Consider the following 25,956-nt stretch of genomic DNA (forward strand, 5'->3'; position numbering starts at 1 on the left):
GATCTTGATCCTCTTGCGAGCTTGCCTGCACGGGGTTAGCTTGAAGAATGAAGGCAGCGGCAATCAGCACAAGGATAAGCCGTATGAGGTGTAATCTATTCGAATGGCTCACGAAATTGATCTTGTCTCCTTTGGCACACCCTCGGCTTGTTTTCTTCAGTTTAACCTGTCTCCTCATTAAGTTCCACATAGCTGGGCTTTTGTAACCTCAGAAAAGTCGCAGAAGCCTGTTTCCCAAAAAACTTGCCGCTACTTATGATACGGCTCAGCTTAACGAGGCTATCGGCGAAAGGAAAGGCACCCTCATGACAAGGGTGCCTAGTATTAAAATCGAAACGTATCGTCTGTGATCGGAGCGACCTTCGCTACTGCGTACGTGGAGCCTTTCTGTGAGAAGAAGTCATATGTCGAGCCCTCATTGCGAATTCCATTCATGACGATCGGATTCACTTCCTCGTCCGGGAACATGACTTCAAAGCCGATATTCATGAGCGCTTTGTTCGCATTATAGCGGACATAGCTTTTGACATCTGGGCTAAGTCCGGTTTCCGCGTACAAGTCGTTCGTATAGCTTACTTCGTTATGGTAAAGATCGAGCAGAAACTCGTAGGCCCAGACCGTCAGCTGCTCCTTCTGCTCCGCCGTGAATTGCTTGAAACGCTGCTGGGCGAAATACCCGATTGCAACGCCGTGAATGGACTCGTCCCGAAGAATGAGCGAAATAACTTCCGCGCTGTTCCGCAGGGTGCCTTGTCCGCCCAAGTACAGCGGGAAGAAGAACCCGGAGTAGAACAAGAAGGATTCGAGCATGACCGACGCGAACATCGCCTTCCACAAGGAGACCTCGTCGCCTTCTTTAATCGAAAGATATACGTCGCTGATTTGCTTCGCCTTATATTGCAAATACTCGTTGCGCTTGACCCAGTCGAAGATCGCGTCGATCTCGCTGTTCGTGCACAGGGTCGTGAAAATGTAAGAGTAAGATTTTGCATGAATGGCTTCGAACGAAGCGAACACCGTGTACAAGGCTTTCTCCTGCAAGTTCGGCTCATAACGGGCGATTTCGTTCATTCCGATATTGGTCTGAATGGTGTCGAGCAGCGTTAAGCCCCCGAGCACCTTCTTATAGGTATCCTGATGCGCGAAGTCCTGCCATTGCTTGATGTCTTTGCTGACCGCGATTTCTTCCGGGAACCAGATCTGCTTCCATTGCTGGTCCCAGAACACCTTGGTCAGCTCATGCTGGTTGCGGTTCCAGTTGACGGCTTCGAATGCTTTTAAATCGAACATGAAACACACTCCTCGATCGTTTGCAGGCGCTGACGTACGTAGTACACCGTCTTGATCCCTTTCATCCAGGCGTAGATGTACAGGCGGGCCAACTGCTCGGTCGTCCATTGATCGGTCACGTATAAGGTCATCGATATCCCTTGGTCAATGTGACGCTGAGCAGCTGCGTAGAGGTCTACCATTCGATACTGGTCGATCTCATAAGCTTCCTTATATAAAGAGATGTTGTCGTTGTTCAAGAACGGCATCGGATAGATGGTGCGGCTGTCGGCATAATCGCGGATCTCCACCTTCTCCGTGCATGGCGCAATCGAAGCCGTACTACTACGGATATAAGAGATGCTTCCGGTTGGCGCGATCGCGAGGCGATAGGCGTTGAACAAGCCGTGTTCCATGACCTGCTCCTTCAAGGAGCCCCACATCTCCTGCGTAATCACCGGAACGTTGCCAAGCGCCTTTCTCACTTGCTCCGGCAGCTCGGTAACTTCTTTGGACACGTATTGGTCGAAATAAGTACCGTTCGCGTAATCGCTCTGTTCGAAGCCGTGGAACGTTGCTTTCTTCTGCTGGGAAATCCGCATTGACGCAAGCAGCGTGTAGTAGTTGACGGCTTCCATGAATGCGTCAATAAACTGAACGGACTCCTTCGAGCCATACAATATTCCTTGAGAGACCAAATGGCCATGCAGGTTCATCAGGCCAAGGCCGACCGAATGCATGAGGCGATTCGCTTTAGCGATCGACGGAACGTTCTTGATCTCCGTCATCATGGACACGTTCGTCAATAGGCGCATCGACGTGTCGATCAATTGTTCGAAGTCGTTCTCTTGCACCGCCTTATGAATGTCAAGAGAGCCCAGGTTGCAGGATACGTCTAAGCCGTATTCGTTCTCCGTGCCGTAGTCGTTAATGATGCTCGTCGATTGAACCTGCAGGATTTCCGTACACAGGTTGGACATCTTCACCCGGCCTAGATTGCGCAGCGGATGCTTCTCGTTCACTTGATCGTCGAACACCTCAAACGGATAGCCCGATTCGAACTGCGCTTTCTTGACCTCCGTGTACAATTTGCGCGCATTGATCCGCTTGATCTTACGAATGTTCGGATTGTCCAACAGTTCATAGTACATTTCGCTAATGCTGATTTCGGACATCCTTTTGCCGTATTCCTTGTAAATGTCGTACGGGCTGAACAGCACGATGTCCTTGTCCCGCTTCATCAGCTCGAAGAAGATGCTCGGAACGATAATTCCAGTTGACAACGTCGCAAGGCGGATTTTATCGTCGGCGTTCGGCTTCTTGGCCGAGATGAAGTTCTCAATGTCCGCGTGGAAAATGTTCAGGTAAATCACGCCGGAGCCGTTGCGCTGACCCAATTGGTTCGAGTAGGAGAAGGAGTTCTCCAGCAGCTTCGCTACCGGCATAATGCCGCTCGCGCGGTTCAGTATCCCCTTGATCGGATCGCCAAGCGGTCTGAGGTCAGTTGCGTTTACCCCGACTCCTCCGCCTAGGCGAGACAACTCCAAGCAATAGCCGATATTCTCGGCAATGCTGCTCATTGAATCGTCCATCGTCAGCTTAAAGCAGCTGACAAGCTCCCCGCGCGCTTTTTTGCCGCTGTTGAGTGCGGTTGGAGTTGCCGGCTGATATGCCGACATCATGACCTCTACCGCTCGCTCCGCCAGCTGCTCGTCCCCTTGCGCCAAGTACAACGCGGTAATGACGATGCGATCCTCGTACTTCTCAAGTATTTCCTCGCCATTCCTGCTTTTCATCGCATAGCTTTCATAAAATTTGCTCGCGCTCATGAACGAAGGAAACCTAAATTCGTAAGCGTACGCCTTTTCGTAAAGCTGTTCGATGAACGACATGTCGTACTGCTCCAAAAATTCGGATTCATAATAGCCCTCGTCGACGAGATACCGAATTTTTTCTTCCGTATCGATGAAGTAACGCAGTTTTACGTTGACGTGCTCCAGAAAGTAGCGGCGCGTTGCCTCTTTATCCTTGGCGAGATCCAGCTTTCCCGTCCGGCTGAATTGATTCAGCATCTCGTTGTTCAATTTCAAATAGGATTTCATCCAACGTGCTCCTTTCGGAAACATTGCTCGTAATAGTCGTGAATGGCCTCATAGTCTTCCGCGAAGCCGCGCAAGTCGATCTTGCGCACGAGCGGGACTTTCAGCTGCCGCGCGATCGCATCGCCGGCTCCTCCGAACACGTTATGGCCGAAATTACTGTTGCCGCTCACGATGACGCCGCGGCAAAGCTTGCCGTTCCTCTCAAGAAACAGCTTCACCTTGGCCGGGATCTCCCCTAGGCCGTCCGTATATGTAAAAAGCAAAAAAGGCTCCGCGAGCATACGGTCTTCTTCGATTTCGATCGCAGGCAACCCAAGCCGCGAAACAATGTATCGAACGTTACCAGTACGGCTCGCAAAAGCGATCATACGTTCACCTGCTCCATAAGTTTGACCATTTCGTTCGTATCCAAAATAAACTCGCCGCCAGCTTCCATAACCGGCAAGCTCATGACTCCCGCTTCCACTAGTCTATTACGCGCCTCTTCGTCATGATCGATGTTGACGATCTCGACTGCGACACCAGAACGCGCAATTTCAGATTTGATCCACATGCATTTCGGACATACCGTTTTCGTATAAAGCTTCATACCGATTCTCCTCCGGTTTCGTTTTGGTCGAATAAAAAAGCACCCTCGGGGATGAGAGCGCGGCAACCGATACCATTCGACTCCAGTTTTAGATAGCGGGCCTTATGCCAATGGCGCGCTGAAACATAGAATCCATACGTTTTAACAGCATTAGCACCTGACCAATATTCCTATTTAATTGAGGTATACTTATAATAGCACACGTGCATCAACAGTACAATATATAGCACGATAATCGAGATTACTGTCCTTTCTCATCAATATATTGATTTAACAGGCTTTTCGTTTGGGCCATACAAAAAAACTATGCCTTGGTATAGTTTTTTTGTGTTTCCCGATAACAGTTTCCGCGCTCTATACTAAAGCCAACATATCTCACGTAAGGGGCTGTTTCAATTGAAAGCATCCATCATCGGTTATCCGCGAGTCGGCGCGCTTAGAGAGCTTAAATTCGCATCCGAAAAATACTTCAAAGGCGTACTTCCCGTCGAAGAACTGCAACAAACGGCGGCTCAGCTTAGATCGGCAAACTGGAAGCTTCAGCAGGAGAACGGCGTCGATTTCATCCCGTCCAACGATTTTTCCTTCTACGACGGACTGCTCGACACGGCTTGCTTGCTTGGGATCGTTCCGCAAAGATACGAAGCGCTCGGCCTAAGCCCGCTGGAGACGTATTTCGCAATGGCAAGAGGCTATCAAGGCGACAAAGGCGACGTTAAAGCGCTGGCGATGAAAAAATGGTTCAACACGAACTATCACTATATGGTACCCGAAATCGACGATACGACAAGCATTCGTTTGGCCGGATCGAAGCTGTTCGACGAATTTACGGAAGCAAAACAGCTCGGCATCGCAACCAAGCCTGTGCTGATCGGAGCATTCACCCTGCTCAAGCTCGCGAGATTCACCGGCTCGAAGAAAGCGAAGGATTTCGTGCCTGCGGTTGTCGAAGCTTATACGGCTGTCCTGAACCAATTGAACACTCTTGGCGCAGCATGGCTTCAACTGGATGAGCCAGCATTGGTAACGGATTTGACTGCGGAAGATATCGCGCTGTTCAAGGAGCTATATAACGGTATCCTGTCCGCCAAAGGCAGCGTAAAAGTTGTCGCGCAAACGTATTTTGGAGACGTTCGTGACTGCTATCAGGTGCTTCAAGCGTTGCCGTTCGACGGGATCGGCATCGACTTCGTCGAGGGCAAGCAGTCTTTGGACCTCGTGCGCAAGCATGGCTTCGCAAGCGACAAGGTGCTGTTCGCCGGCGTAATCAACGGCAAGAACATCTGGAAAAACCAATATAAGCAGACGATTGCCCTCGTTCGCGAGATCGGCAAGCATGCCAGCCAAGTCGTGCTCGGCACTTCCTGCTCGCTGCTTCATGTCCCATACACGATTAAGCACGAAACGAAGCTGACGGCGGCGAATAAGCAATATTTCGCGTTCGCGGAAGAGAAGCTGCGCGAGCTTGCAGAACTCAAGTCGATCCTGGAGCAAGCGAGCCCTGAAGCCTCCGCTTTTTATACAGAGAATGAGAAGCTGTTCAGCGCATCACGCCTTTCGAATGACAACTCGGTGCAGAAGAGAGTAGATGCATTGACGGATGCCGACTTCACGAGATTGCCTGCGTTCGCTGAGCGGGAAGCCATTCAGAAAGCGAAGTTCAATCTGCCGCCGCTGCCTACGACGACGATCGGCTCGTTCCCGCAAACGGCTGAAGTCCGCGCAAACCGCGCAGCCTTCAAGAAAGGCAACATCACCGAGGAACAGTACAAGCAATTCAACTTTGATCGGATCGCGGAGTGCATCGCACAGCAGGAAGAGATCGGAATTGACGTCATTGTTCACGGCGAATACGAACGCAATGACATGGTCGAATACTTTGGCGAATGCTTGGATGGCTTTATTTTCACAGAGAACGCCTGGGTACAGTCTTACGGAACACGCTGCGTAAAACCGCCGGTCGTATGGGGCGACATTAGCCGCAGCAAGCCGATTACTGTAGAATACTCGGCGTTCGCGAAGAGCCGTACTAACAAGCTGGTCAAAGGCATGCTGACGGGTCCGGTAACGATCCTGAACTGGTCGTTCCCTCGCGAGGATATCAGCCTGAAGGAAAGCGCTCTTCAGATCGGTCTTGCGATTCGTGACGAAGTGCTCGATCTCGAAGCCAACGGCATCGAGATTATTCAGATCGACGAAGCCGCATTAAGAGAGAAGCTTCCATTGCGTCATTCGGACTGGCAGAGCGAATACTTGAGCTGGGCGATTCCTGCCTTCAGACTTGTACACAGCGGCGTTAAAGCCGAAACGCAAATTCATACCCATATGTGCTACAGCCAGTTCAGCGACATCATTCGCGATATCGATGCGATGGACGCCGATGTCATTACGTTCGAAGCGTCGCGCTCGGATCTGGCCATCATCGATGCGATTAACGAATGCGGCTTCCGTACTGAAGTCGGACCAGGCGTATACGATATCCATTCGCCTCGGATTCCTAGCGTCGACGAGCTTAAACAAGGGCTGGACCGCATGCTCGACAAGATCGAAGTCTCCAAGCTATGGGTTAACCCGGACTGCGGACTTAAAACTCGCGGTGTCACGGAAACGTGGGCCAGCTTGAAAAACCTTGTCCAAGCAGCCAAAGAAGTAAGAGCAACGCTATAATAACATACAAGAGGATGGGCTCAGTCGAGCTCATCCTCTTGGTTTATGATCGGATAGCCGAAATCCGTAATGACGGTTTTGAGCTTCGTCACATAGGCGGCAGCCAGTTGGCTCAAGCTCGCCTTCTGATTCACGATGTAACCTACCCGTATGTTCTCGTCCGTACGAAGTCGTACAGATTTGATTTGCTCCCCGTTCAGATCCTTATTCAGTACGCCCGAGCTAATCGTATAGCCGTTAAGCCCGATCAGCAGGTTGAATAGCGTGGCGCGGTCACTGACCAGTATTTTCTTCTTGTACGATCGTGTACTGAGTATTTCCTCTGCGTAGTAAAAGGAATTATATTCGCCTTGCTCAAAGGCCAAACACGGGAAGTCGTCCAAATCTTCGATGTCCAACAGCGACTTGGAGGCAAGCGGATGCTCCTCACTGATGAATACGTGCGCTTCCGCTTGGAACAGCGGATGAAACTGCAGCTCGTTGTCCTTTAATATCTTCCGAATCACCTTTCGGTTGAATTCGCTCATATAAATGATTCCGAGCTCGCTTTTCATATTCCGTACGTCTTCGATAATCTCGTGGGTTCGCGTTTCGCGTAGCGTGCACTCGTACTCATCCACGTTAAGCTCCTTCAGCAGTCCGACGAAAGCCTGCACAGAGAAGGCGTAATGCTGTGTTGAGATCGAGAACAGCTTTTTCGAAGGCTTACGATTCATATACCGCTGCTCGAGAAGCTCGGCTTGCTCCACGACTTGTCTAGCGTAGGATAAAAACTCCGCTCCGTCGCTTGAGGGCACGATTCCCTTGGACGATCGAAGGAAAATCTCAATACCGGCTTCCATCTCGATTTCTTTCACCGCGTTGGACAAGCTTGGCTGCGAAATAAACAGCTTCTTTGCCGCTTCGCTTATCGAGCCGCAACTCACGATGGTCAGAATATATTTCAATTGCTGCAAGGTCATTGGAATACCCCTTCACTTCAGAATTATACCCGCCGGACATTCGCAAAATTTTTACACAAAATCATTGGCCGACCCTAAACGGATGCTCCTTAATCCATTCAGAAACAATGAGATAAACATTGTCTTTCATATATGGGCTAAATGCGGGATCTTCCATAATTTCGCTCTGTTTTGGAATTGTATCAAGCAGCATAACCTCCTCGGTTTCAAACCCTTTCGGCAACTCCCTTAGAGCGCTCACCTTGGAGATATAGATATTTTTCACAAATAGAAGCTGCCCCTGCTCATAAATTAGATATTGCCCTATCCTTTCGATCAACTCAAGCTCTCCACCAGCCTCTTCGTACATCTCCCTGATAACTGTTCGTATAATTGGTTCGCCTTCTTCTCTATTTCCCCCAGGTAATTCCCATCCGCGACTATGATGTCGAACAAGAACCAATTTCCCTTTGTAAAAGGCGATAATCAACACACAGTTAGCTTCTTCAATCAGGCACGTCTTCGTTAATATTATATTTTGATTTGGCAAAGCACCAGGAAACTCATAATTCACACTGACCACCAACTTACTTTTATTTAATTATGGCCTACTCAGCACTTGTCTCCAATCCGTCATACCGGAACCGTGCGAATGGCCACGTTAATGTGATCGATAATCATGGTAGAAACTGCTAAATAAAAAAGTATTCAATCCTAAGATCAAATACTTTGCCCAGGCGAACGGCGATATGAATATGTGCTCCCTCATGGTTGAGCCTGTTTCTCTCTTTTCAAACTAGGATTTATTTTCCTTCAGATACACGTCTTAGCGTGTTGCAACAATAAAAGGCGTCTTCCCTGTGAAGAAACATAGGGAAAGACGCCTTCATAATCGTGAAATTATGACGGTTCATCTAACACCTCCCTATCTCCCGTAGGTACAGCAGTGCTGTCAGAACAGGCAGGTCTCCTGGCTCCGGAATCGTCACTCGGCAGCGGCCTTCCCAATCAATGTAGATCAGTGGCTGGTTGAGCTGCCTGCTCCTCCGTTACAGTGGCGGGACCGCGTCGGTATTGCACCTAACTTCCCTTTTAAGTCGGAACGACAAGCACGCTCGCCGATCAGACACCTGTTCTCGATATGAAATTTATACAAAATTAATTATTATACCTACATCTTACTCGACAATGAACGATAAAAACAAGAGCAACAGATGTGTCTATTATATATAGCATAATACCAATAATTTATACTTTGATATAGATTTAAGCTATATCCATTAAGTTAATGTCCCTTTGCCTGATGAGCATATCAGTAGTGGGGATGCATTCACATGACTGCTTCCAATCAAAAAGTTTAGCCGTCATTTATGGTGAGGTTCAGCTTAACGGGTCTATCGGCGACAAATGCGAAAGAAACAGCTGCTCCGGTGATCTGCTTGTTTCGTTCAACTATCGTACCTGTTAGTTGCTCACGCCATATTGAAATGCATGTCGACTTGGGGATATTACAGCGGACAATCTTATAGTGGTAAAATATAGATAAGAAATTTTTTTGGGGGGGAAGGTATATATGGCTGAGTACAAAGATAATAGGAAGTTAAACTTACTATTACGGTACCTAGAATATCATAACACCTACAAAAAAGCGTTCAATAATGAGGAAGAAAACGAGAAGGAGCTCCTACATTTTATCGTTGATCGTCCTGGCCGAGTCGCGGGGAATCCCCCTTCGCCGCTCAGGGTGCGAGTATCTTCCTCGGGAGGGCGATGCCAATGAGGGATGCTGCGGAGGGTCAGCAGAAGCACGGGCAGCAAGAACATATCGAGACGCTGCCACTGTTCTCCACCACGGATAAGAACGGACGGATGACTATGCTCCGGCCGGGACGTCGCGTCGGACGCGCGGCTCCGCTGATGCCGTGGCTGCTCACAGCCGGTGCACTGTGGTCGCTGACAGGCTCCGTGCCGTTCGGCGCACTGCTCGGCATGGCACCGACACCGGCGATCAACATGCTCCTCGGTCATCCGGTCACAGTAGGCATCGCCGTTTTGCTGCTGTTCGTCGCGATCGGTACGACCGGCGGAGTGTACTCGCGATCGATTGATCAGTTTGGACAGACCAGGGTGGCTGGCCTGTTTGCGACGCTGTCGGTAGCAGGAGGACTCGCAGCAGTCGCGGGAGTCCTCCTGCTCTGGACGCTGACAAGCGACCTGTCGCGACCCTTTGACCTCGAGGCCATAGCGACATCGCCGACGATCCCGCCAGAGCTTGGCGCCGTCGTCGGAGCTAGCTTCGCCCTCTGGGCCGCCATCATACTCCTGCGGTTGCCCGGCTCTATTGCCCACGCCCGGCGGCGTCAGGCGGACATCGAGCGACTCCGCGTGGAGGGGCTGTCATGTACCGGGACGTTGACCGCCGTAAATTTTACTAACCGTTGGCTCTTTAATTTCCCGATGTTCACGGTTGAGGTGAATTATATTGTTGACGGCGCTCCTCGTGTCGTCTCAGCACACATGCGCACCAGCGCCGACCGCGTTCCCCTCGTCGGGTCGCGAATGAGCGTGCTGACCGATGATCGCGGAACCACCCACATGGAGCTGGACCTGGCGAGTGGAGCGGCATTCGAGCCGGACGTGGGGAAGTACGCCCCATCGGACGGTTGATTTTGCAGCCCTGAGGCAACATGGGGTTATAAGGAGTTCAAGTCAACACAGAGCTAAAGCTTCGCTTCACCATTCTTAACGCAGGACAAATTGGGCGCTCGCTCGGTATTCCTATGCGCAGCAAGCAGAAAGAGAGGCAATGGAAGATCATCCGTGACGAAAAGGAGAACGCCTGTGATGGACGTTCTCCTTTGTGCTGGCCTGATGGAGCGTATGTAGGGCTGTAAACGTATCGCTTATGGATTTTTATTGTCATGATCTACACGACAGGCTGACGATTCGGTGCCAAGGCGCTTCGAAAAGTCGGCCTTTTTATTGATTTACCTTATTGAGTTAACCGGCACGTTATCATAATCCCCAAACCTCATCCTGTCAAGAGATAATGCGCGAATACGCGAAAAAACGGGGGCGCCCCACTAATGGTTTCGAATTAGGAATGAATTTCCGAGAATGAGAAGCATTTTCGCTTTTTCCAATTCATCCAGTTTCACGTAAAATTCTCTTTAGGTCAATGGATGAGGGTAGACAGAATAACTTGCACGACAGGCCGGCCATTCGGTGTCAAGGACAGAACAAAAAGAACATTCGGGAGGTACAAGATGAACGAGCAGGCTCACGAAGCAAGCAGATTGAGAAGAGGGCCTATGTTAGCCGCGCTGCTCATAGGCGCATTTGTTGCTTTTCTTAGCGAAAATTTACTTGCCAATGCGTTTCCTGGTTTGATGCGGGAATTCAATGTTTCTGCTTCGACCATACAATGGTTATCGACGGGTTATATGCTCGTGATCGGCGTACTGGTGCCGGTGACCGCATTGCTGCAGCAGTGGTTCACGACTCGCCAGATGTTTATGTCTGCTATGGGGTTATTTTTAGCCGGCACCTGCTTGTGTGCAGGATCCCCTGGATTCGAAATTTTACTGACGGGCAGGGTCGTTCAAGCTTGCGGGACAGGATTATTGGTCCCGTTGATGATGAATACGATTCTCGCTCTTTATCCTCTAGAACGGCGGGGTGCGGCCATGGGGCTCATGGGGCTGGTCATTATGGTCGCCCCTGTCATCGGGCCAGCTTTGTCTGGACTGGTCATCGATACCTTACACTGGCGATGGCTATTCTTTATGGTGATTCCTGTTGCATTGTTTTCGATTATTTATGCATTCCTGTACTTAAAGAATGTGACAGAACTAACCAAGCCAAGGGTCGATCTTTTATCCATTGTGTTATCGACCATCGGTTTCGGTTGCGTCATCTACGGCTTCGGACGAACAAATGTTTGGTCTAAGCTTGAGGGTTACGGCTTGATTGCCCTAGGAAGCCTCTTCTTGCTCTTGCTTATATGGAGACAGCTCAAGATCAGAGAGCCGTTGATTGATCTGTCCGTATTCCGGCATCGCACTTTTTCTTTGGTTGCGGTATTGGTAGTCGTCCTGATGATGGTTCTATTCGCCACCACGACATTGCTGCCGATCTATTTGCAGAATGTGATGCAGCTGACCGCATTCGCGGCAGGTTTAATTCTGATGCCCGGCTGTATTTTAAACGCAATGATGATGCCGGTAACGGGAAAATTATTCGATAAATTCGGGCCGAGATTCGTCATAGTGCCCGGATTGCTCTTGATCGCCATATCCTTATGGCTGTTTGCCGGTATCGACAGCGATACTGCGCAAGGTTCCGTTCTTTTTAATCATATCCTCTTATTTGTTGGCATATCGTTCGTCGTCATGCCGGCACAGACAACGGGATTAAATCAACTTCCGCGTCATCTAGTCGCCCATGGCACAGCCATATACAATACGCTCCAACAAATTGCCGGGGGAATGGGCATCGCTTTGTTCGTTGGCGTCATGTCATCCGGATCCAATCGTTATCTTCAACATTCGCTCGATCCCACAGCAGTGCATGAGAAAACACAGAGCGTTCTTACCGGCCTACAAACGGTTTTTTGGATTGAGTTTATTCTCGCCATACTTGTTTTGGTGCTGGGGTATTTTGTAACAAAATCTAATCGTTAACCGAAGAAATCAAATAGCACACGAAGCAGAAGTGGATCCATCATACCCTGATCAACGTTGGCCTATTGACGTTGCTCTACTAAATAGTACAATTGATTTCCTACACAATCTTGCAATTGCTATTTTTTCCCCAAAGAAATTGACTAACTCAACTCAAAGTTGTTTAACAATGCCAATGCCTCTTCATGATCAGGCTCGAGTTCTAATAATTTCCGCACGTATCTCAGAGCATCTTCGTCTAACCCTAACTCGAAACAACAAATAGCCAGACAATAAAATACGGTCGATACGATCTCATCTTGTTCTTGATGTATTGAAATTTCCAAAAAACGTTTGGAGTCCTCGTACATTCCCGACTCAAACAGTATTAATCCAGCATCCAACGCCAAGTCATAGCGCTGCTTCATTACGTAGTGCGATGACCACATAAGCTGTATGCCTCTCAAAATATCTTGCCTTTCATCATCGTTTGCATCCAGCAACAGACTAGAGATCCGCTTCGTACTTTGAATGAAAAATTCCGCATCATATCCACCCAGACGCCAAAAACTCAAGAATTGTTGTAATCCCATATTATCTAGATTGCGATCTACCCCTATCTTCAAACTGAAAAACTCATCTGGACCAAAGCGTTTAATACATCGACGATAAGCTAATCTTGTATTGAAATAGTCCATTGGTCTATCCATATTGAGAATACAGCCCACATTTATATTTTGATAATGATGCGGGGGGAATAACGCCATGGCTCCTCTTCGTTCAAAAACATGCTGAATCGCATGGTAGTTTGCCGTTAAAGAAAAACTTCCGTGCAGGATCAACTCTGGCGGTTCTGCGAATTTCCATTTATCAAGCAAGTGGTCTCCCTTGTCTGCCGTTATTAATAGGAATCCCGCCACTTGAGATAGCCGATTCAAACGCTCCAAACAAGTGATTCCAGCGACAGGAAACAAAATATGCGAATCTTCTAGTTGTTCCTGATAGACTGCAATGACAGAACGGTATGGATAGGTTTCTTGTTCATACTCGGGTGCCCGCCGATGCTCATAATGCAAAGATATTTGGTCTAACAAATCTGAAGGTTTAAGTGATCCATGATGTTCGGGATATTCGACAAAAACATCTGCTTCATAAATTCGACCATCACCCACATAAATCAACTCTTGTGGAATGCTATCAAAAAAATAGTTGGCAACAATGATTAATGGTTGCTTTAAATCTCCCTCACTAATCGTTGTGCCTGATACAACAAGGTTCAGATCCATATCATGAACAGCATCAAATTGCGCAAAATCGAGTAATCCTTCGACAATAAAAGATTGAAGAGCAGGATGTTCCCTCCAGGCTAGAACATTGTTTATCGCCAAATCCGTCATAATATAACGGAACGAAGGTAGTGAAGTCCCAGCATAGTCTCTTAACTGGCACAACTCGCTTAACACATGGAAAGCAAGACGTCCCGTTCCTGCTCCAAGCTCCACAATCATAACAGGTTCCGAACTATATTCCTTATTCGCCCGATCTTGAAGAAACCCAAATATCATTTCGGCATAGGAAGTAGCGATCATCGGATTACTCGTTATATATTGAGGAACTTGGTCATTGTTCCAAGCCTTCGTTCCTTCTTCTTCATAGTACTTCCGCTGAATATTCCATATAGGCGCTTCACTAAAGCGGTAGCGTTGTTTGTTATTAAATGCCATTGCAACTTATCCTGCCCTCTTAAAGTTATGAGATACCTGTTGCATTACTTCATTAATAACCATTCTTACGATCATTACCATTATAGCGCACCGATATTCGCCTTCACTTATGGTAAGGTGCAGCTTAACGGGTCTATCCGCGAAAAATGCGCAGCGATGCATAATTGCCAATCTTTTGTACCCGAGCCTTGCACTGAAGACCACCGAAGTAATCGGCGGCCCAATGTCAATGATTCAACTAATGTTTTCCGTTAGAGCTTAACCCGAAAATCAAACATCCAAGCCTAATTGATCAATTAGAAAATCGCCTTGTTCGATTTTCAACGTTTTCTTTTCTAGACTATATTCCCACCCATTTGTAATTGCATATGTAATCAAACGTTCGCAATTCTTTGGCCTATGAGGGTTGAAGTGCCAACTGCCTTTCCATGTAAACAATATTTCGAAATATGAGGTTTTGGATGAATACACCTTAAAATTGACAAATTCATTACTAGGTTTTTCATTAATAACGATGTGGAATTGATAACCATTAATCGTAATCTGTTTTTCCCTTTTACGAAACGTTTTCAAAAAAGAAATCACCCTTCACCTAATGTAAGGTATCTAATTACAATAGTTCGGCAAGTTTTCTTGGCTATCCTGCCCGTTCGTATAGCTTAATAAAATGATCCAACGCCGAATCCACATCTGTGTCCGAGGGCGCCAGGCCCGATGCGTGAATATAGTTGTAGACGAAGTCGAAATCTTCCTTGAAAATGATCATGCAACTTTCCAGTTTCCTATTCTTTACACGCAACTCCGGGGTTGCTTATAATCGAAATATGAACAACGACGCTATATTCAAAGCACTTAGCGACTCAACTAGACGGCTTATATTAGACGAACTATCCGAACGAAACGAGCAGACGTTTTATGAACTTACAGTTCGTCTCATTACGAAGCACGACCTTGTCATTACACGACAGGCGGTGGCTAAACATCTTTCAACATTGGAAGATGCAGGGCTCGTAAAATCTGAAAAAAGGGGGAAATATCGAGTGATTATATTCAGTAATGAACCACTTAAAAATTTGCTGCAAGGATGGATAGAATAATCTTTTAACAACCTCTGACGAATGTATGGTTTTTGTCTGATTGGAGCCAGATTGTTAACATAGCGTCAAGATCGCAAATATTAAAGGGAGGCAAAAACACGATGAAAATCATAGTTTCCAGTATTTTCGTTCAAGATCAAGACAAAGCATTGGAGTTTTATACAGAAACACTGGGCTTTATAAAAAAGCATGACGTTCCTGTCGGAAAATTTAGGTGGATAGCACTTGTTTCTCCCGATAAGCAAGACGGTACAGAGCTTTTACTCGAACCGAACGATCATCCTGCAGCCAAAGAATATCAAATGAAGATATCTGCGGATGGCATCCCAGCAACAATGTTTGGCGTTGAAGATATTCATAAAGAGTACCAACGGTTGTTGGAAAAAGGCGTGAAGTTTACTATGAAACCGACAAAAATGGGGGAAAACACAATAGCTGTTTTCGACGATACTTGCGGCAACCTTATTCAGATAATTCAGAAGTAATTTCATGACGAAGTAACGGGTCATCCATAGTGGGATGGCCCGTTCTTTGAAATCGCCTTGCTGTGATAGAACCGCAAGTCGTGTTAACTCTCAGCAAACGGCTCCGAAAAACTTGCCGTCACTTATGGTACGGTCCGGCTTTACGGGGGCATCGGCGAAAAATGCAAAAAGGGCTGCCGCGACGCATAGTTACGAACCTTTTAATATCCGATTCTTCATTCTTAATCCTACACGGAAAGCCACCAAAGTAATCAGCGGCCAGATAGTCGGTGTCATCATTCCCGTGCAACTCAGTTACGGCCGTTAAGGTGGGGCCTCTCTCTTACAAGCTCTGTTCGGTCACTCCCGTTACCGGATCGAAGGTCAGCATCTTGGTCCCGATCTTATCGATAAAGAAGCGATCATGGCTTACCGTAATGACCGCGCCGGGAAAATGGATCAGAGCTTGCTCCATAACTTGTATGCTCGTGAGGTCCAGATGGTTGGTCGGCTCGTCCAAAATTATAACGGCCGCACCCGAGAGTAGACACTTAGCCAGCGCCACCCGAGCTTTCTGCCCGCCGGACAGATTGCCGATCGCCTTGCTCAGATCCGCCTCCGAGAATTGCAGCATAGCTAGGAATCTGTTCACCTTTTTGCGCGGAGCATCCAGTCCCAATCCATACGTATTCACCGCGTGGCTAACGGTATCCTTAGGATCGAGCTCCTCCCACATCCGGTTGAAGTAGGCGTATTTGACGCCTTTCTCCCAGACAACCTCCCCAGATTCCGGCTTCTCCTGCCCGGTGAGAGCCTTAATGAGCGTGGACTTTCCACTTCCATTCGGTCCCACGATGACCAAGCGATCTTCCTTCTGAATATCGAAGCTAACATTCTCGAAGATCTGCCTGCCCTCGTATGTCTGCCCGATCTTCTTCACTTCGCATAGTTTGTCTGGGAAGCGCAACCTCTCGTAGATATCGGTAATCAGCACGTTAACGGGATGCGGCTCTATCCGCTTCTTGTTATCCGCCAGCTTACGCGAGAGACGGTCCTTGGAACCGGAATTCCGGTTCGCGCGATCGTCGATCGCCTCGGATTCCATGAGCAGCAGCTCTTCCTCCCACTCGAACTGGCGATCCAGCTCCTTCTTGCGCATCTTCTTCTTACGGACATAATCTGTGTAGTTGCCTTCGTATTCCTGAAAATGATAGTTCTCGATCTCGATCGTGCGCGTGACGACCTTGTCGATAAATTGCCGGTCATGCGACACCAGAATCATGGCTCCCTTGAATCGGTACAGCCACTGCTCCAGCCATGCGATCCCTTCCATATCCAAGTAATTCGTAGGCTCGTCGAGCAGAACGACATCGGGTAGCTCAATTAGCATCTTCGCGAGCGCCGCGCGGTTACGCCATCCCCCAGACAACTCATCGATTGGCTGATTGCGAGATCTGTCATTGAACCCTAGCTTCGTAAGCACCGTATTAATCTCGACGGAAACGTTCCAGCCATCGAGATGATCCATCTGCTCGAATAACTCCGCTTGCCTTGCTAGCAGCGCATTCATCTCGCTATCGTCGGTAACCGCACCCAGTTTATCTCCGACCTCTTGCAGCTCTCTTTCAATAAGGGCAACCTGCTCGAAGCAAGCTTCTAGTTCTTGTTGAACGGACAAGCCTCCGCTGAGTTCCGAGAATTGCGAGAAATATCCGATTTGCACCTGAGGATCTATTTCTACTCTGCCGGACGTCGGCTCTTCCTTGCCCATGATGAGCTTAAATACCGTCGACTTGCCGGCGCCGTTCCGTCCGATTAGGCCAATACGTTCCCCTTGCATAACTCGAAAATAAATGTCGCGAAAGATCATGGATTCTTCATACTTCTTCGTGACGTTCTCCAACCGTATTACGCTCATGGCTATCACCTCATCTATAGCAACTTAATCAGCTTTTCTAGCTCATCAACCAATCCTTTTGCAAGTTCAAAATCAGTATCTTTTAAAGCCAATTGTATTTTCATTTCAACTGCCTTTTTCTTTTGTTCCATTTCTAAATAGTCTTTATCAAAATGACTAGCATAAATCATCTGTCTAAATTTTCGCATACTCATTTTTCTGATCGTCTTATCCTCAATGATTAAAACATAATCCATACCGTTTACAACGGAATAGAAATCATGGGAAATCATGAGAATCGCACCTTTATAGTCTTCAACGGCTTTTTCCAACGCGATTTGTGTATAGGTGTCTAAATGACTTGTCGGTTCATCAAGAAGCAATACGTTTGCTCTACTGGCAGAAACTTTAGCCAATTGAAGGATGTTTTTTTCTCCGCCAGATAAAGATTTTATCTTCTGATTAACGATTTCTCCTTCAAAACCATAGTTTGAAAGATACAATCTGACCTCATCATAAGTGTTAAATCCCGCATCAATGAATTCTTCTAATATTGTATTAGAATCATTTAGCATTTCACCTTGAAGCTGAGATAAATAAGCCACTTTAGCGTCGGCATTTATTTCAATTGAATCATGATTATTGCTAAAGATTTCCCGAAGTAAAGTCGTTTTTCCGGTACCGTTTGGACCGATAATGGCCACTTTATCCGTCGTTTTTATCTCAAAGTTAACCTTGTCTAAAAGCAGCTCGTCAAAAGCAACGCTATAATCATGGACCTTTACAACAATGGCGTCTTCCATTTCATTATCCATACCGAAACGAATATTCGGTTGCTTAATCTCAACGAAGGGCGCTTTAATTCTACGCGCTTCCAACCTCTCTTGAAAACTAACTCTAGCTTTTAACGCTCTACCTCTAGAGGCATCTGCATTATAAGTTGCAATAGCCCTTAGATTATTGATGATTTTCTCGTTTCTTTCACTCTCTTCATGTTCGGCGACTGCGAGTTCTTGCAACTCGATTTTTGTCTGAAGTAAGGAGAAGTTATACTCCATATACCGCCCATCGAACTCTTGGATCTCCCTATTTTCAAGGTGTATAATTTTGTTAAAGCAATGATTCAATAAATATCGGTTGTGCGTAACAACCAGCAGCATTCCTTTGTAGGAATTAATCAGTTTTTTAAGTGCGTTTAGGTTTTCGAAGTCTAAAAATACATCCGGTTCGTCCATAATCATGAAGTCGGGACGATTAAGCATTTCCTTCATCACTTGAATAAGCTTGAATTCCCCGCCGCTCAGGTCGGATACCTTATGATCTCTTCGCTTCATGAGGTTTGCTAGATTTAGCTGCTTATGAATGTTGCTTTCAAAATCATCCCCGCCCATTGCATCAAATGCGTCTAAAGCGAATTGATACTTCTCCAATAACGGTTCTATATCCGATGAAGTTTCCATTTCCGTGCAAATCGATTGAATTTCATTTTGAATCTTTATAAATCGTTCTCCTATATATTCAAACACTGTTTTTTCTTTAATGTTGTCTAGTTCTGAGAACTGACTTACATATCCAATTGTGCAATCGGGGTCCATTTCTAATTTGCCATCGAAAAGATATCTTTCCGGGTCCATCAGTATATCAATCAATGTACTTTTCCCACTGCCGCTTGTTCCAATAAAAGCGCAATGTTGTTCTTCTTCTAACGTAAATGAAATGTTGTTATATAGTTCTTTTTGCGGAAACGAGAAGGATAAGCGTTCAACTTTTATCATCGTATTACCCTTTCTTTATAACTGAAATAGTGATTATTATCATTAGATGTTTGCAACATAAGTTTTAAGCTTGCCGTTGTTAGCGTAACACCGTTTACAACCAACCTCAATCCATTTGTATCCCCTCTGATTCCTGAATTCCCCTGCGCTCCATCGGTAGCAATAAAGACCGTTCTCGACGAGATTTTAAAAAGTCTCCAAGTATCTTAAATTTTTTCGGCTTCCATACCATTTAACCACACCATGCAAAAGAGATTTGTTCTAATACTACAATAGAAAGGCACCCGATTGGGTGCCTTCTCTGTGATGAATAAATGTTGATGCTTGCCCCTTCGTTCCCTCTTCTTACTTTCCAGCATTGGATCGCCGTCTGTGGCGGCGGCCAGCCTCGCCGCTATGTCCGCGAGCATCGTCCTTGGATGGCGCACTGTTGACTTTGACTCGGTCCACCACGATCGTCGCCGGTTCCGACTTCGTAATTGTCATCGGGTAAGGATGATTGGTAATCACTGGGATTCTCTGCTTCGTCAACTTCTCGATTTCCTTCAGATAAGGAATCTCCTCGTTCTCGCAGAACGAAATCGCGATCCCACTTAAGCCCGCACGCCCAGTACGGCCGATCCGATGTACGTAAGTCTCCGCTATATTCGGCAAATTAAAGTTAATAACGTGCGATAGTTCCTCAACGTCGATGCCTCGTGCCGCAATGTCTGTTGCCACCAGCAAGCGTGTCGCACCGCTTTTAAAGTTATTCAGCGCCTCTTGTCGGGCATTCTGGGACTTGTCGCCATGAATCGCTTGCGCAGTAATCTTCACTTTCGTCAAGCCTCGCACTACCCGGTCCGCACCGTGCTTCGTACGGGTGAACACGATAGCGCTCGCGATCGACTTATCCTGTAGCAGATCGATCAACAGCGACAGTTTATTCGGCTTGTCCACATAATAGAGGACCTGCTTAATCCGCTCCGCCGTTGAGGAAACAGGAGTAATCTCAATTTTTACCGGATTCTTCAGCAAAGTGTTAACCAAAGATGTGATCTCAGACGGCATAGTCGCAGAGAAGAATAACGTCTGCCGCTTGGAGGGTAGCTTGGCAATGATTCGCTTCATATCATGAATGAATCCCATATCAAGCATCCGATCGGCTTCGTCCAACACCAGAATCTGCACGTGACGCAGGTCAACGAACCCTTGGTTCATCAGGTCGATCAACCGTCCCGGTGTTGCAATCAGAATGTCCGTGCCTTGCTCCAACAACTGCTCCTGAGCCCTCTGCGTGACACCACCCACGATCACGCCGCAGCGCACATCCGTGAAACATCCGTAAGATTTGGCATTGTCGGAAATCTGAATAGCCAACTCACGCGTAGGCGTCAGGATCAGTGAGCGTATAACGCGCTTACCTTTCGGGCGACCCTGCTGTGTACTCAGCAGTTGGATGATCGGCAGCAAGAAGGCCGCTGTCTTGCCGGTCCCTGTCTGGGCGCAGCCAAACAAGTCACGGCCTGCCAGCACCGGTGGGATTGCCTGCTCTTGAATAGGCGTGGGCTGCGAATAATTTTCCTTAGCTATTGCTTTAATAATAGGGGGGATCAACTGCAATTGTTCAAACGTCATACGATCTCCTTCTTCAAGAACCAGTCAATACGCAAGTTTCTATTCTAGTATTATACCCTAGAAAATGCACTTCCACTGAAAAAGTGAAAACGTTTGATAACCTCATCATCATTAGTGCCGATCCGATGGAGAAACACCCTAACTTGAAACTTGCTCATGCAAAATAAAGTCGGGAAAAACCATCAGAGAAATTGTACTGGAGCATTGTGGTTAAGCAGGTTAGGAGGTAGAATGGCGGCCCGGGGCGTAACCCCGATCTCTATCCAGTACGACCATAAACGCTGCGATTGAACTGAGGAGCAGAATCCAGCCGCTTCTTGTTTTGCTATTCCCTTTTTCCAAAATATTCCCCCTCTTATGCCTCATTGACCTCTCTAATTTTATTCAAACTTTCTACTTTCGGAGTCAGTTTAGTGTCGTAAAGTTTTGATATATCATCGAGTTTATTTTTTTCAATCATCTCCCTGAACCCGAGAATATCCATGAATGCAACAACTGCATTGGTTGTCATTGTACTACCACCTTGCAACATAATATTAGGTCATAATTCCTAAAAACATTTTCATATATCCATATCCCGCTTCTCGTACTGAAAGGCATTTCCGGGTTGGTTTCGGAGGTTACACTTTTTGATTTCCACGTAAAAAAGCTGATGGTGTCTGGAATACACCAATCCAATCAGCGGATTCATACCATGAAGCTACTTCGTCTATCGCAGGACCAACCATTATATTGCCATTAGTACTAAGTGGACCATAACATGTAGCTCCTCTAACCGGAATTCCTTGCAAAAGTGATTCTCTAATTATTATTCCTGACATGCCTGCATGAAACTCAAGTGATAAATCACATTCGCCATATGTTACAAGAGCAATGGTGTCAGAAATACTCTTGACGTCTACTTCTAAATCTTTATATCTCTTTCGTTGTCCTATGATTTTTTCTGCTCGTTCCTTTGCATTATCAATTAATTCTAATAAAGATTGAACTGCACTGCTTTACGTTGCCAAATTCCCTTCCAACCAAGAATATCTAAAAGTGTAACTGCTCCTTCTTGCATATCCAAAATATTGCTTTGGTAATTGTTCATTTAAAGAGTCTCCTTTAAGTTCAAGCATTTAAGTTTTCGGGGATTTCACATAACGTCTCATTTGTGAAGTTCGCAAATAGTCCATATCATTTTCGAATTTATTCGCATCACAATCATACCACGAATCTGGAAAACTTTGGCGTATGAAGTCACGCGAAAATCCCCTAAAATCCATCTTTAGGGGGATAAACATATCTCTATAGCACCTTGCTCCACTACTACAACAGGCCTCTAGCCCCTACCCGATACCAATATTTTTCGCCGTCACTTATGATACGGTTCAGCGTATCATCCATAAAGCGAAATCAAAAGGCACCCGCGAGTGTGCCTAAGTCACCTTTAGTAGATACAGTTTCTCCGCGATATAACTAAGCAACAAACGACCCCGCAGTCACACCTTAAACCGATAACCCGCGCCCCATACCGTCTCGATAAACTGGTGCTTCGCCGGGGCCTTCTGAATCTTGTCGCGGATCTTCCCGACGTGGACCGTGACCGTCGCGGAATCCCCGAAGTTATCGATTCCCCACACCTTATCCAGAAGTTCCTCCTTGGAATGGACCCGATCCGGATTTTCCGCGAGGAAGAGCAGCAGGTCGAATTCTTTGGCGGTCATCGTGATCTCTTGCCCGTTCAGCGTGACCCGTCTGGCATCGACCTGAATCGTAAGTCCGCGAATGTTCAGCTGGCGCATCTTCCGGACAGATGAAGAACCGGCGCCTGCCGCGGCCCCGGTCAATCGGTCATACCGTTCAAGATGCGCCTTCACCCTCGCCACGAGTTCTGACGGGCTGAACGGCTTCGTTACGTAATCGTCCGCGCCTAAGCCGAGTCCCCGGATCTTATCGATATCTTCCTTGCGGGCGGACACCATCAGCACCGGAATGAATTTCGTCTCGCGAACCCGCCGCAGAATGTCGAAGCCATCCATACCCGGCAGCATGACGTCTAGAATAATAAGATCGTACGCTTGCTCCAACGCTTCTTCCAGCGCTTGTCGGCCGTCCGCCCGAAGGGTCACCTCATAGCCGTGTACCTCAAGGTAATCCCGTTCCAGCTCGGCGATCGCTTGATCGTCCTCGACGATTAACACTTTCCGCTTCGTCATCCTCTTACTCTCTCCCGTCATGATCGAGACTCATTCATCGGTATCGTAAACATCACCGTCATCGATTGCCCAAGCTCGCTTCTTGCGGTAATCGTCCCGCCATGAACCGCGACGATTTGCTTTACGATGGCCAAACCTAACCCAGAGCCAGCCACGTTCTGATTCCGATTGGCATCCGCCCGATAGAAACGGTCGAAAATCCGTTCTAACTCGCTCTGCTCCATGCCGGGACCGTTATCCCTCACCACGATAACCCACGACCCCGATTGCCGGCCAAAATACACATGGATATGCGGTTCCTTCTTATCCATAAACTTCACCGAGTTGCCGACTATGTTCAAGATGGCCCGCTTGATCTTCTGGGCATCCATCGTCGCGACAGCATCCGATCCTGCCTCGTATTCGCCCGTCAACCGTATTCCTGCTCTCTCATATTCGATGGACAGCTCGCTCATAGTCTGCCGATAGAAATCCTCTAGCGACACCGTATCGAAGTGGAACTCCTCTTGCTCGAGATCCAGCTTTGACAGCAGGAACAGGTCGTCGATCATCCGGTCCATGTCGAGCGTCTTCATATAAATAACGTCGATATACTTCCTCAGTTTCTCCGGATCGTTCGCGATACCTTCCCGAATCCCCTCGACATATCCCTTAATCGAGGTAAGCGGCGTCTTCAGATCATGCGAAATGTTCGAGATCAGCTCTTTGCGGTTCTCCTCCAGCGCCAGTTGCGCGCCGATCGATTGCCAGAGCTCGCTTCGCATTCTCTCGTACGAGCGAATCACTCTGCCTACTTCGTTGCTCACCTTCGATTGCAGGCTAAAGTTCAGGTCCCCCTCCGCGATACGGCGGGAACCTTGTTCAAGCTGTCGCAGAGGTCTGACGATGTCCTTCGTCGTAATCCAGATCAGCGGGACAATAATGATCCCAAATAAGATCGCTATGCCAAGCAGCACAAAAAACGGGAAACGGCCGCCCTTTGTCCACATCTCCGTCACGTCGATGACGAGGTAATAAGTTAAGGGATCGTCGATTGCCGGAAAATCGTACCGCAGCGCGAGCAAATCGCGTCCTTCCCACGAACTCACCGTGAACGCGCCGTCCGCATGTTTTCGCGGCTTCGAAAAGTCCTTCCGCAACTGCACAAGGAACGCATCCTCTTCCTTGAGCGCGCCGTAGCTTTCCCATCGCTCGTCTTCTTGGACGACAAGGAACCCCCCGAACGGCTGCAGTTGGTTCCCTAACAAGCTTGCGAATGCGGGGGAAAACAGCTCCTCAGGTTTATACCGCTCCGCATAGCGCAAGTCCACGATCACATCGATGCCCCGCTCCAACGCCTCGCGCGGGGTTTGATCCTTCGCGATGCCGTTCGCGAAATACGAGACGATCCCCGTAACGAGTCCGATCCCCGTCACCGCGACGATCGCCGCGGTCAGCAAAATGCCGATAATATACGTTAAAATGAGCTTCAGTCGAATAGACATCTATTAGATCTCTTTTCTTTGGAAGGCTAACAAGCCCAATATAGTGCCAATGATATAGTAGGCTATTATGAATAGCAATGCCGAGATCGACGCGCCGGGATCGCCTGAATACAGAAGCGGCTGCACCCAGTCCGTGTAGTCGGTTACGAGGAAACGGCTCAACTGCGGTTCGAGCAAGCCCACAACGCCCATCGCCATCCACAGCACAACGCTTACCAACAGCCCGACTCCGCCGCTCCCTGTCCATAAGGCCACGCAGTTAACCAGCACCACCAGTAATCCGCAGAAAAGAATCGCAGCGCAGAGCTCAGCCAAATTCGCGCCCAGTTCGGAGAGTGCAGGCACGCCCTGGAGTAGCAGGCTTCCGATCAACGTCGGCATAAACACGCTTAGTACGATCAACGCCCCGGCGGTCCATCCTGCGAGCATTTTCCCTATGAAGAGGGACTCTCGGCTGACCGGCAGCTTCAGCGCATGCTTGATCGTACGGTCCTTAAATTCGCCGACCATAAGGTCGCTCCCTAACGATACCATGAATAAGGGGAACACGATCGCAAGCAACAGTTCCAGCGCGGTCGACGGGAGGTTGTCGTCCACCCCGATACGGTCGCCGATGAAGACGAAGAAGACGCCGATCAAGAAGGCGAGCAGCAGCAGCACCTTCAGCTTCCCTCCGCGGAGCAGCTTACGCAGCTCTTCGCCCGTGAGATAGTTCAATTGTGCGATCATGCTACCCCGCTCCTTTCCTGCCCGATACCGTGTAAATAGTATTCTTCTACGCTAGGGAACGACTCCCGAATCTGTGCGACGCTCGCGGTACCGACATACCGCCCTTCGAAGACGATGCATGCATGCGTGATCCAATCCTCGATGTCGCGCACCTGATGCGACGAGACGATGATGCTCATCCCCGTCTCGGCTACGAGATTGCGCAATATCGCGGCCATCTCCCGCCGACCCTCGATGTCCATGCCCGAGAACGGTTCGTCGAGCAGCAGCAACTTCGGCCGGTGGAGCAGCGCGCTAGCGAGTTCGATCCGCTGTTTCATGCCGGTGGAGTACTTCTTGATCTTGAGCCCGTGGTACTTCGACATTCCCACAAGGTCTATCGTCTGCCGAATACGCGCTTCGTCGATGCCCGGGTACAGCTTATGATAGAGTCTCAAATACTCGTAACCTGTGAGATAGGAGTACGGCGTCGGCTCGCCGATCATCAAGCCCATGTGCTGCCTCGTCAACTCGGGATGGTCGGCGACGCTGGCCCCATTCAATCGCGCATTCCCGCCGTCGCTCTCGAGCCACCCGGCCATCGCTTGCAGTGCTGTCGTCTTCCCGGCGCCGTTCGGCCCCAATAAGGCGACAACCTCACCGGGAAGTACGGTGAGATTGAGCCCTTGGATACCGCGGCCGCCGGGGTAGACCTTCGATAGATCGTTCACTTCGAACATAAGACAGGTCCCCCCGTTATCGT

21 protein-coding genes and 1 riboswitch are annotated in these 25,956 nt (G+C 48.1%); of the genes, 5 read left to right on the forward strand and 16 right to left on the reverse strand.

The genetic code is table 11. The annotated features are described in order from the left end of the window. Positions 1-324: 324 nt before the first annotated feature. The 4 genes from nrdF to ACFO1S_RS00890 are packed head-to-tail and all read right to left on the reverse strand — an operon-like array spanning position 325 to position 3,960. Positions 325-1,290, reverse strand: coding sequence for a class 1b ribonucleoside-diphosphate reductase subunit beta (gene nrdF / locus ACFO1S_RS00875; RefSeq protein ID WP_204603989.1), 966 nt, complete (start codon positions 1,288-1,290; stop codon positions 325-327). Continuing rightward, positions 1,278-3,371: a class 1b ribonucleoside-diphosphate reductase subunit alpha gene (nrdE, locus tag ACFO1S_RS00880; protein WP_204603988.1), complete on the reverse strand. Its 2,094-nt coding sequence runs from the start codon at positions 3,369-3,371 to the stop codon at positions 1,278-1,280. The genes nrdF and nrdE overlap by 13 nt, the downstream gene beginning before the upstream one ends. After that, a complete protein-coding gene (gene nrdI / locus ACFO1S_RS00885) occupies positions 3,368-3,739 on the reverse strand; it encodes a class Ib ribonucleoside-diphosphate reductase assembly flavoprotein NrdI (RefSeq protein WP_204603987.1) in 372 nt (123 codons plus the stop codon). The genes nrdE and nrdI overlap by 4 nt, the downstream gene beginning before the upstream one ends. Then, the gene (locus ACFO1S_RS00890; RefSeq protein WP_204603986.1) at positions 3,736-3,960 is read right to left on the reverse strand and encodes a glutaredoxin family protein; all 225 of its coding nucleotides are present in this window, start codon (positions 3,958-3,960) and stop codon (positions 3,736-3,738) included. The genes nrdI and ACFO1S_RS00890 overlap by 4 nt, the downstream gene beginning before the upstream one ends. Before the next feature lie 396 nt (positions 3,961-4,356). On the opposite strand from ACFO1S_RS00890, the gene metE reads away from it, so the two are divergent. Further along, complete coding sequence (gene metE / locus ACFO1S_RS00895; RefSeq protein ID WP_204603985.1) at positions 4,357-6,627, forward strand: 5-methyltetrahydropteroyltriglutamate--homocysteine S-methyltransferase; 2,271 nt, start codon at positions 4,357-4,359, stop codon at positions 6,625-6,627. A 20-nt stretch (positions 6,628-6,647) separates the two neighbouring features. On the opposite strand, the gene ACFO1S_RS00900 is transcribed toward metE, so the two are convergent. Continuing rightward, positions 6,648-7,589, reverse strand: coding sequence for a LysR family transcriptional regulator (locus ACFO1S_RS00900; protein ID WP_204603984.1), 942 nt, complete (start codon positions 7,587-7,589; stop codon positions 6,648-6,650). A 61-nt stretch (positions 7,590-7,650) separates the two neighbouring features. Next, positions 7,651-8,142, reverse strand: a complete 492-nt coding sequence (locus tag ACFO1S_RS00905) for an NUDIX domain-containing protein (protein WP_378126053.1) — start codon at positions 8,140-8,142, stop codon at positions 7,651-7,653. A 369-nt stretch (positions 8,143-8,511) separates the two neighbouring features. Next, a riboswitch (cobalamin riboswitch) is annotated at positions 8,512-8,717 on the reverse strand. 627 nt (positions 8,718-9,344) lie between these two features. On the opposite strand from ACFO1S_RS00905, the gene ACFO1S_RS00910 reads away from it, so the two are divergent. Continuing rightward, a complete protein-coding gene (locus tag ACFO1S_RS00910; protein WP_204603982.1) occupies positions 9,345-10,235 on the forward strand; it encodes a hypothetical protein in 891 nt (296 codons plus the stop codon). 599 nt (positions 10,236-10,834) lie between these two features. Further along, entirely contained in the window at positions 10,835-12,250 is a 1,416-nt protein-coding gene (locus tag ACFO1S_RS00915) for an MDR family MFS transporter (protein ID WP_204603981.1), read from the forward strand. A gap of 143 nt (positions 12,251-12,393) precedes the next feature. Here ACFO1S_RS00915 and ACFO1S_RS00920 read toward each other — a convergent pair whose 3' ends face one another. Both ACFO1S_RS00920 and ACFO1S_RS00925 read right to left on the reverse strand, forming a co-directional pair. Further along, entirely contained in the window at positions 12,394-13,953 is a 1,560-nt protein-coding gene (locus tag ACFO1S_RS00920; RefSeq protein WP_204603980.1) for a tetratricopeptide repeat protein, read from the reverse strand. 637 nt (positions 13,954-14,590) lie between these two features. Continuing rightward, positions 14,591-14,719 (reverse strand): hypothetical protein, encoded by a 129-nt coding sequence (locus ACFO1S_RS00925; protein ID WP_378126089.1) that lies wholly within the window; start codon positions 14,717-14,719, stop codon positions 14,591-14,593. Between ACFO1S_RS00925 and ACFO1S_RS00930 the strand changes: the two genes are divergently transcribed. Both ACFO1S_RS00930 and ACFO1S_RS00935 read left to right on the forward strand, forming a co-directional pair. Continuing rightward, positions 14,718-15,050 carry an ArsR/SmtB family transcription factor gene (locus ACFO1S_RS00930; protein ID WP_378126082.1) on the forward strand — a complete coding sequence of 111 codons (333 nt, stop codon included), beginning with the start codon at positions 14,718-14,720 and terminating at the stop codon, positions 15,048-15,050. The genes ACFO1S_RS00925 and ACFO1S_RS00930 overlap by 2 nt on opposite strands. A 101-nt stretch (positions 15,051-15,151) precedes the next feature. Beyond that, entirely contained in the window at positions 15,152-15,535 is a 384-nt protein-coding gene (locus ACFO1S_RS00935; RefSeq protein ID WP_204603979.1) for a VOC family protein, read from the forward strand. A 322-nt stretch (positions 15,536-15,857) separates the two neighbouring features. On the opposite strand, the gene ACFO1S_RS00940 is transcribed toward ACFO1S_RS00935, so the two are convergent. The 8 genes from ACFO1S_RS00940 to ACFO1S_RS00975 all read right to left on the reverse strand — a co-directional run bounded on the left by ACFO1S_RS00940 (position 15,858) and on the right by ACFO1S_RS00975 (position 25,933). Then, positions 15,858-17,432, reverse strand: a complete 1,575-nt coding sequence (locus ACFO1S_RS00940) for an ABC-F family ATP-binding cassette domain-containing protein (RefSeq protein WP_204603978.1) — start codon at positions 17,430-17,432, stop codon at positions 15,858-15,860. Between the two features lie 14 nt (positions 17,433-17,446). Continuing rightward, a complete protein-coding gene (locus ACFO1S_RS00945) occupies positions 17,447-19,186 on the reverse strand; it encodes an ABC-F family ATP-binding cassette domain-containing protein (protein WP_204603977.1) in 1,740 nt (579 codons plus the stop codon). A 345-nt stretch (positions 19,187-19,531) separates the two neighbouring features. Continuing rightward, positions 19,532-20,803 carry a DEAD/DEAH box helicase gene (locus tag ACFO1S_RS00950; protein WP_204603976.1) on the reverse strand — a complete coding sequence of 424 codons (1,272 nt, stop codon included), beginning with the start codon at positions 20,801-20,803 and terminating at the stop codon, positions 19,532-19,534. Positions 20,804-21,158: 355 nt separating this feature from the next. After that, positions 21,159-21,314: a hypothetical protein gene (locus ACFO1S_RS00955; protein ID WP_204603975.1), complete on the reverse strand. Its 156-nt coding sequence runs from the start codon at positions 21,312-21,314 to the stop codon at positions 21,159-21,161. 970 nt (positions 21,315-22,284) lie between these two features. Further along, positions 22,285-23,001, reverse strand: a complete 717-nt coding sequence (locus tag ACFO1S_RS00960) for a response regulator transcription factor (RefSeq protein WP_204603974.1) — start codon at positions 22,999-23,001, stop codon at positions 22,285-22,287. Positions 23,002-23,018: 17 nt separating this feature from the next. After that, positions 23,019-24,485, reverse strand: coding sequence for a sensor histidine kinase (locus tag ACFO1S_RS00965; RefSeq protein WP_204603973.1), 1,467 nt, complete (start codon positions 24,483-24,485; stop codon positions 23,019-23,021). Between the two features lie 3 nt (positions 24,486-24,488). Beyond that, the gene (locus tag ACFO1S_RS00970; protein ID WP_204603972.1) at positions 24,489-25,214 is read right to left on the reverse strand and encodes an ABC transporter permease; all 726 of its coding nucleotides are present in this window, start codon (positions 25,212-25,214) and stop codon (positions 24,489-24,491) included. Continuing rightward, positions 25,211-25,933, reverse strand: coding sequence for an ABC transporter ATP-binding protein (locus tag ACFO1S_RS00975; protein WP_204603971.1), 723 nt, complete (start codon positions 25,931-25,933; stop codon positions 25,211-25,213). The genes ACFO1S_RS00970 and ACFO1S_RS00975 overlap by 4 nt, the downstream gene beginning before the upstream one ends. Positions 25,934-25,956: the final 23 nt, after the last annotated feature.

Source organism: Cohnella boryungensis (assembly GCF_042651945.1).
Taxonomy (GTDB): domain Bacteria; phylum Bacillota; class Bacilli; order Paenibacillales; family Paenibacillaceae; genus Cohnella; species Cohnella boryungensis.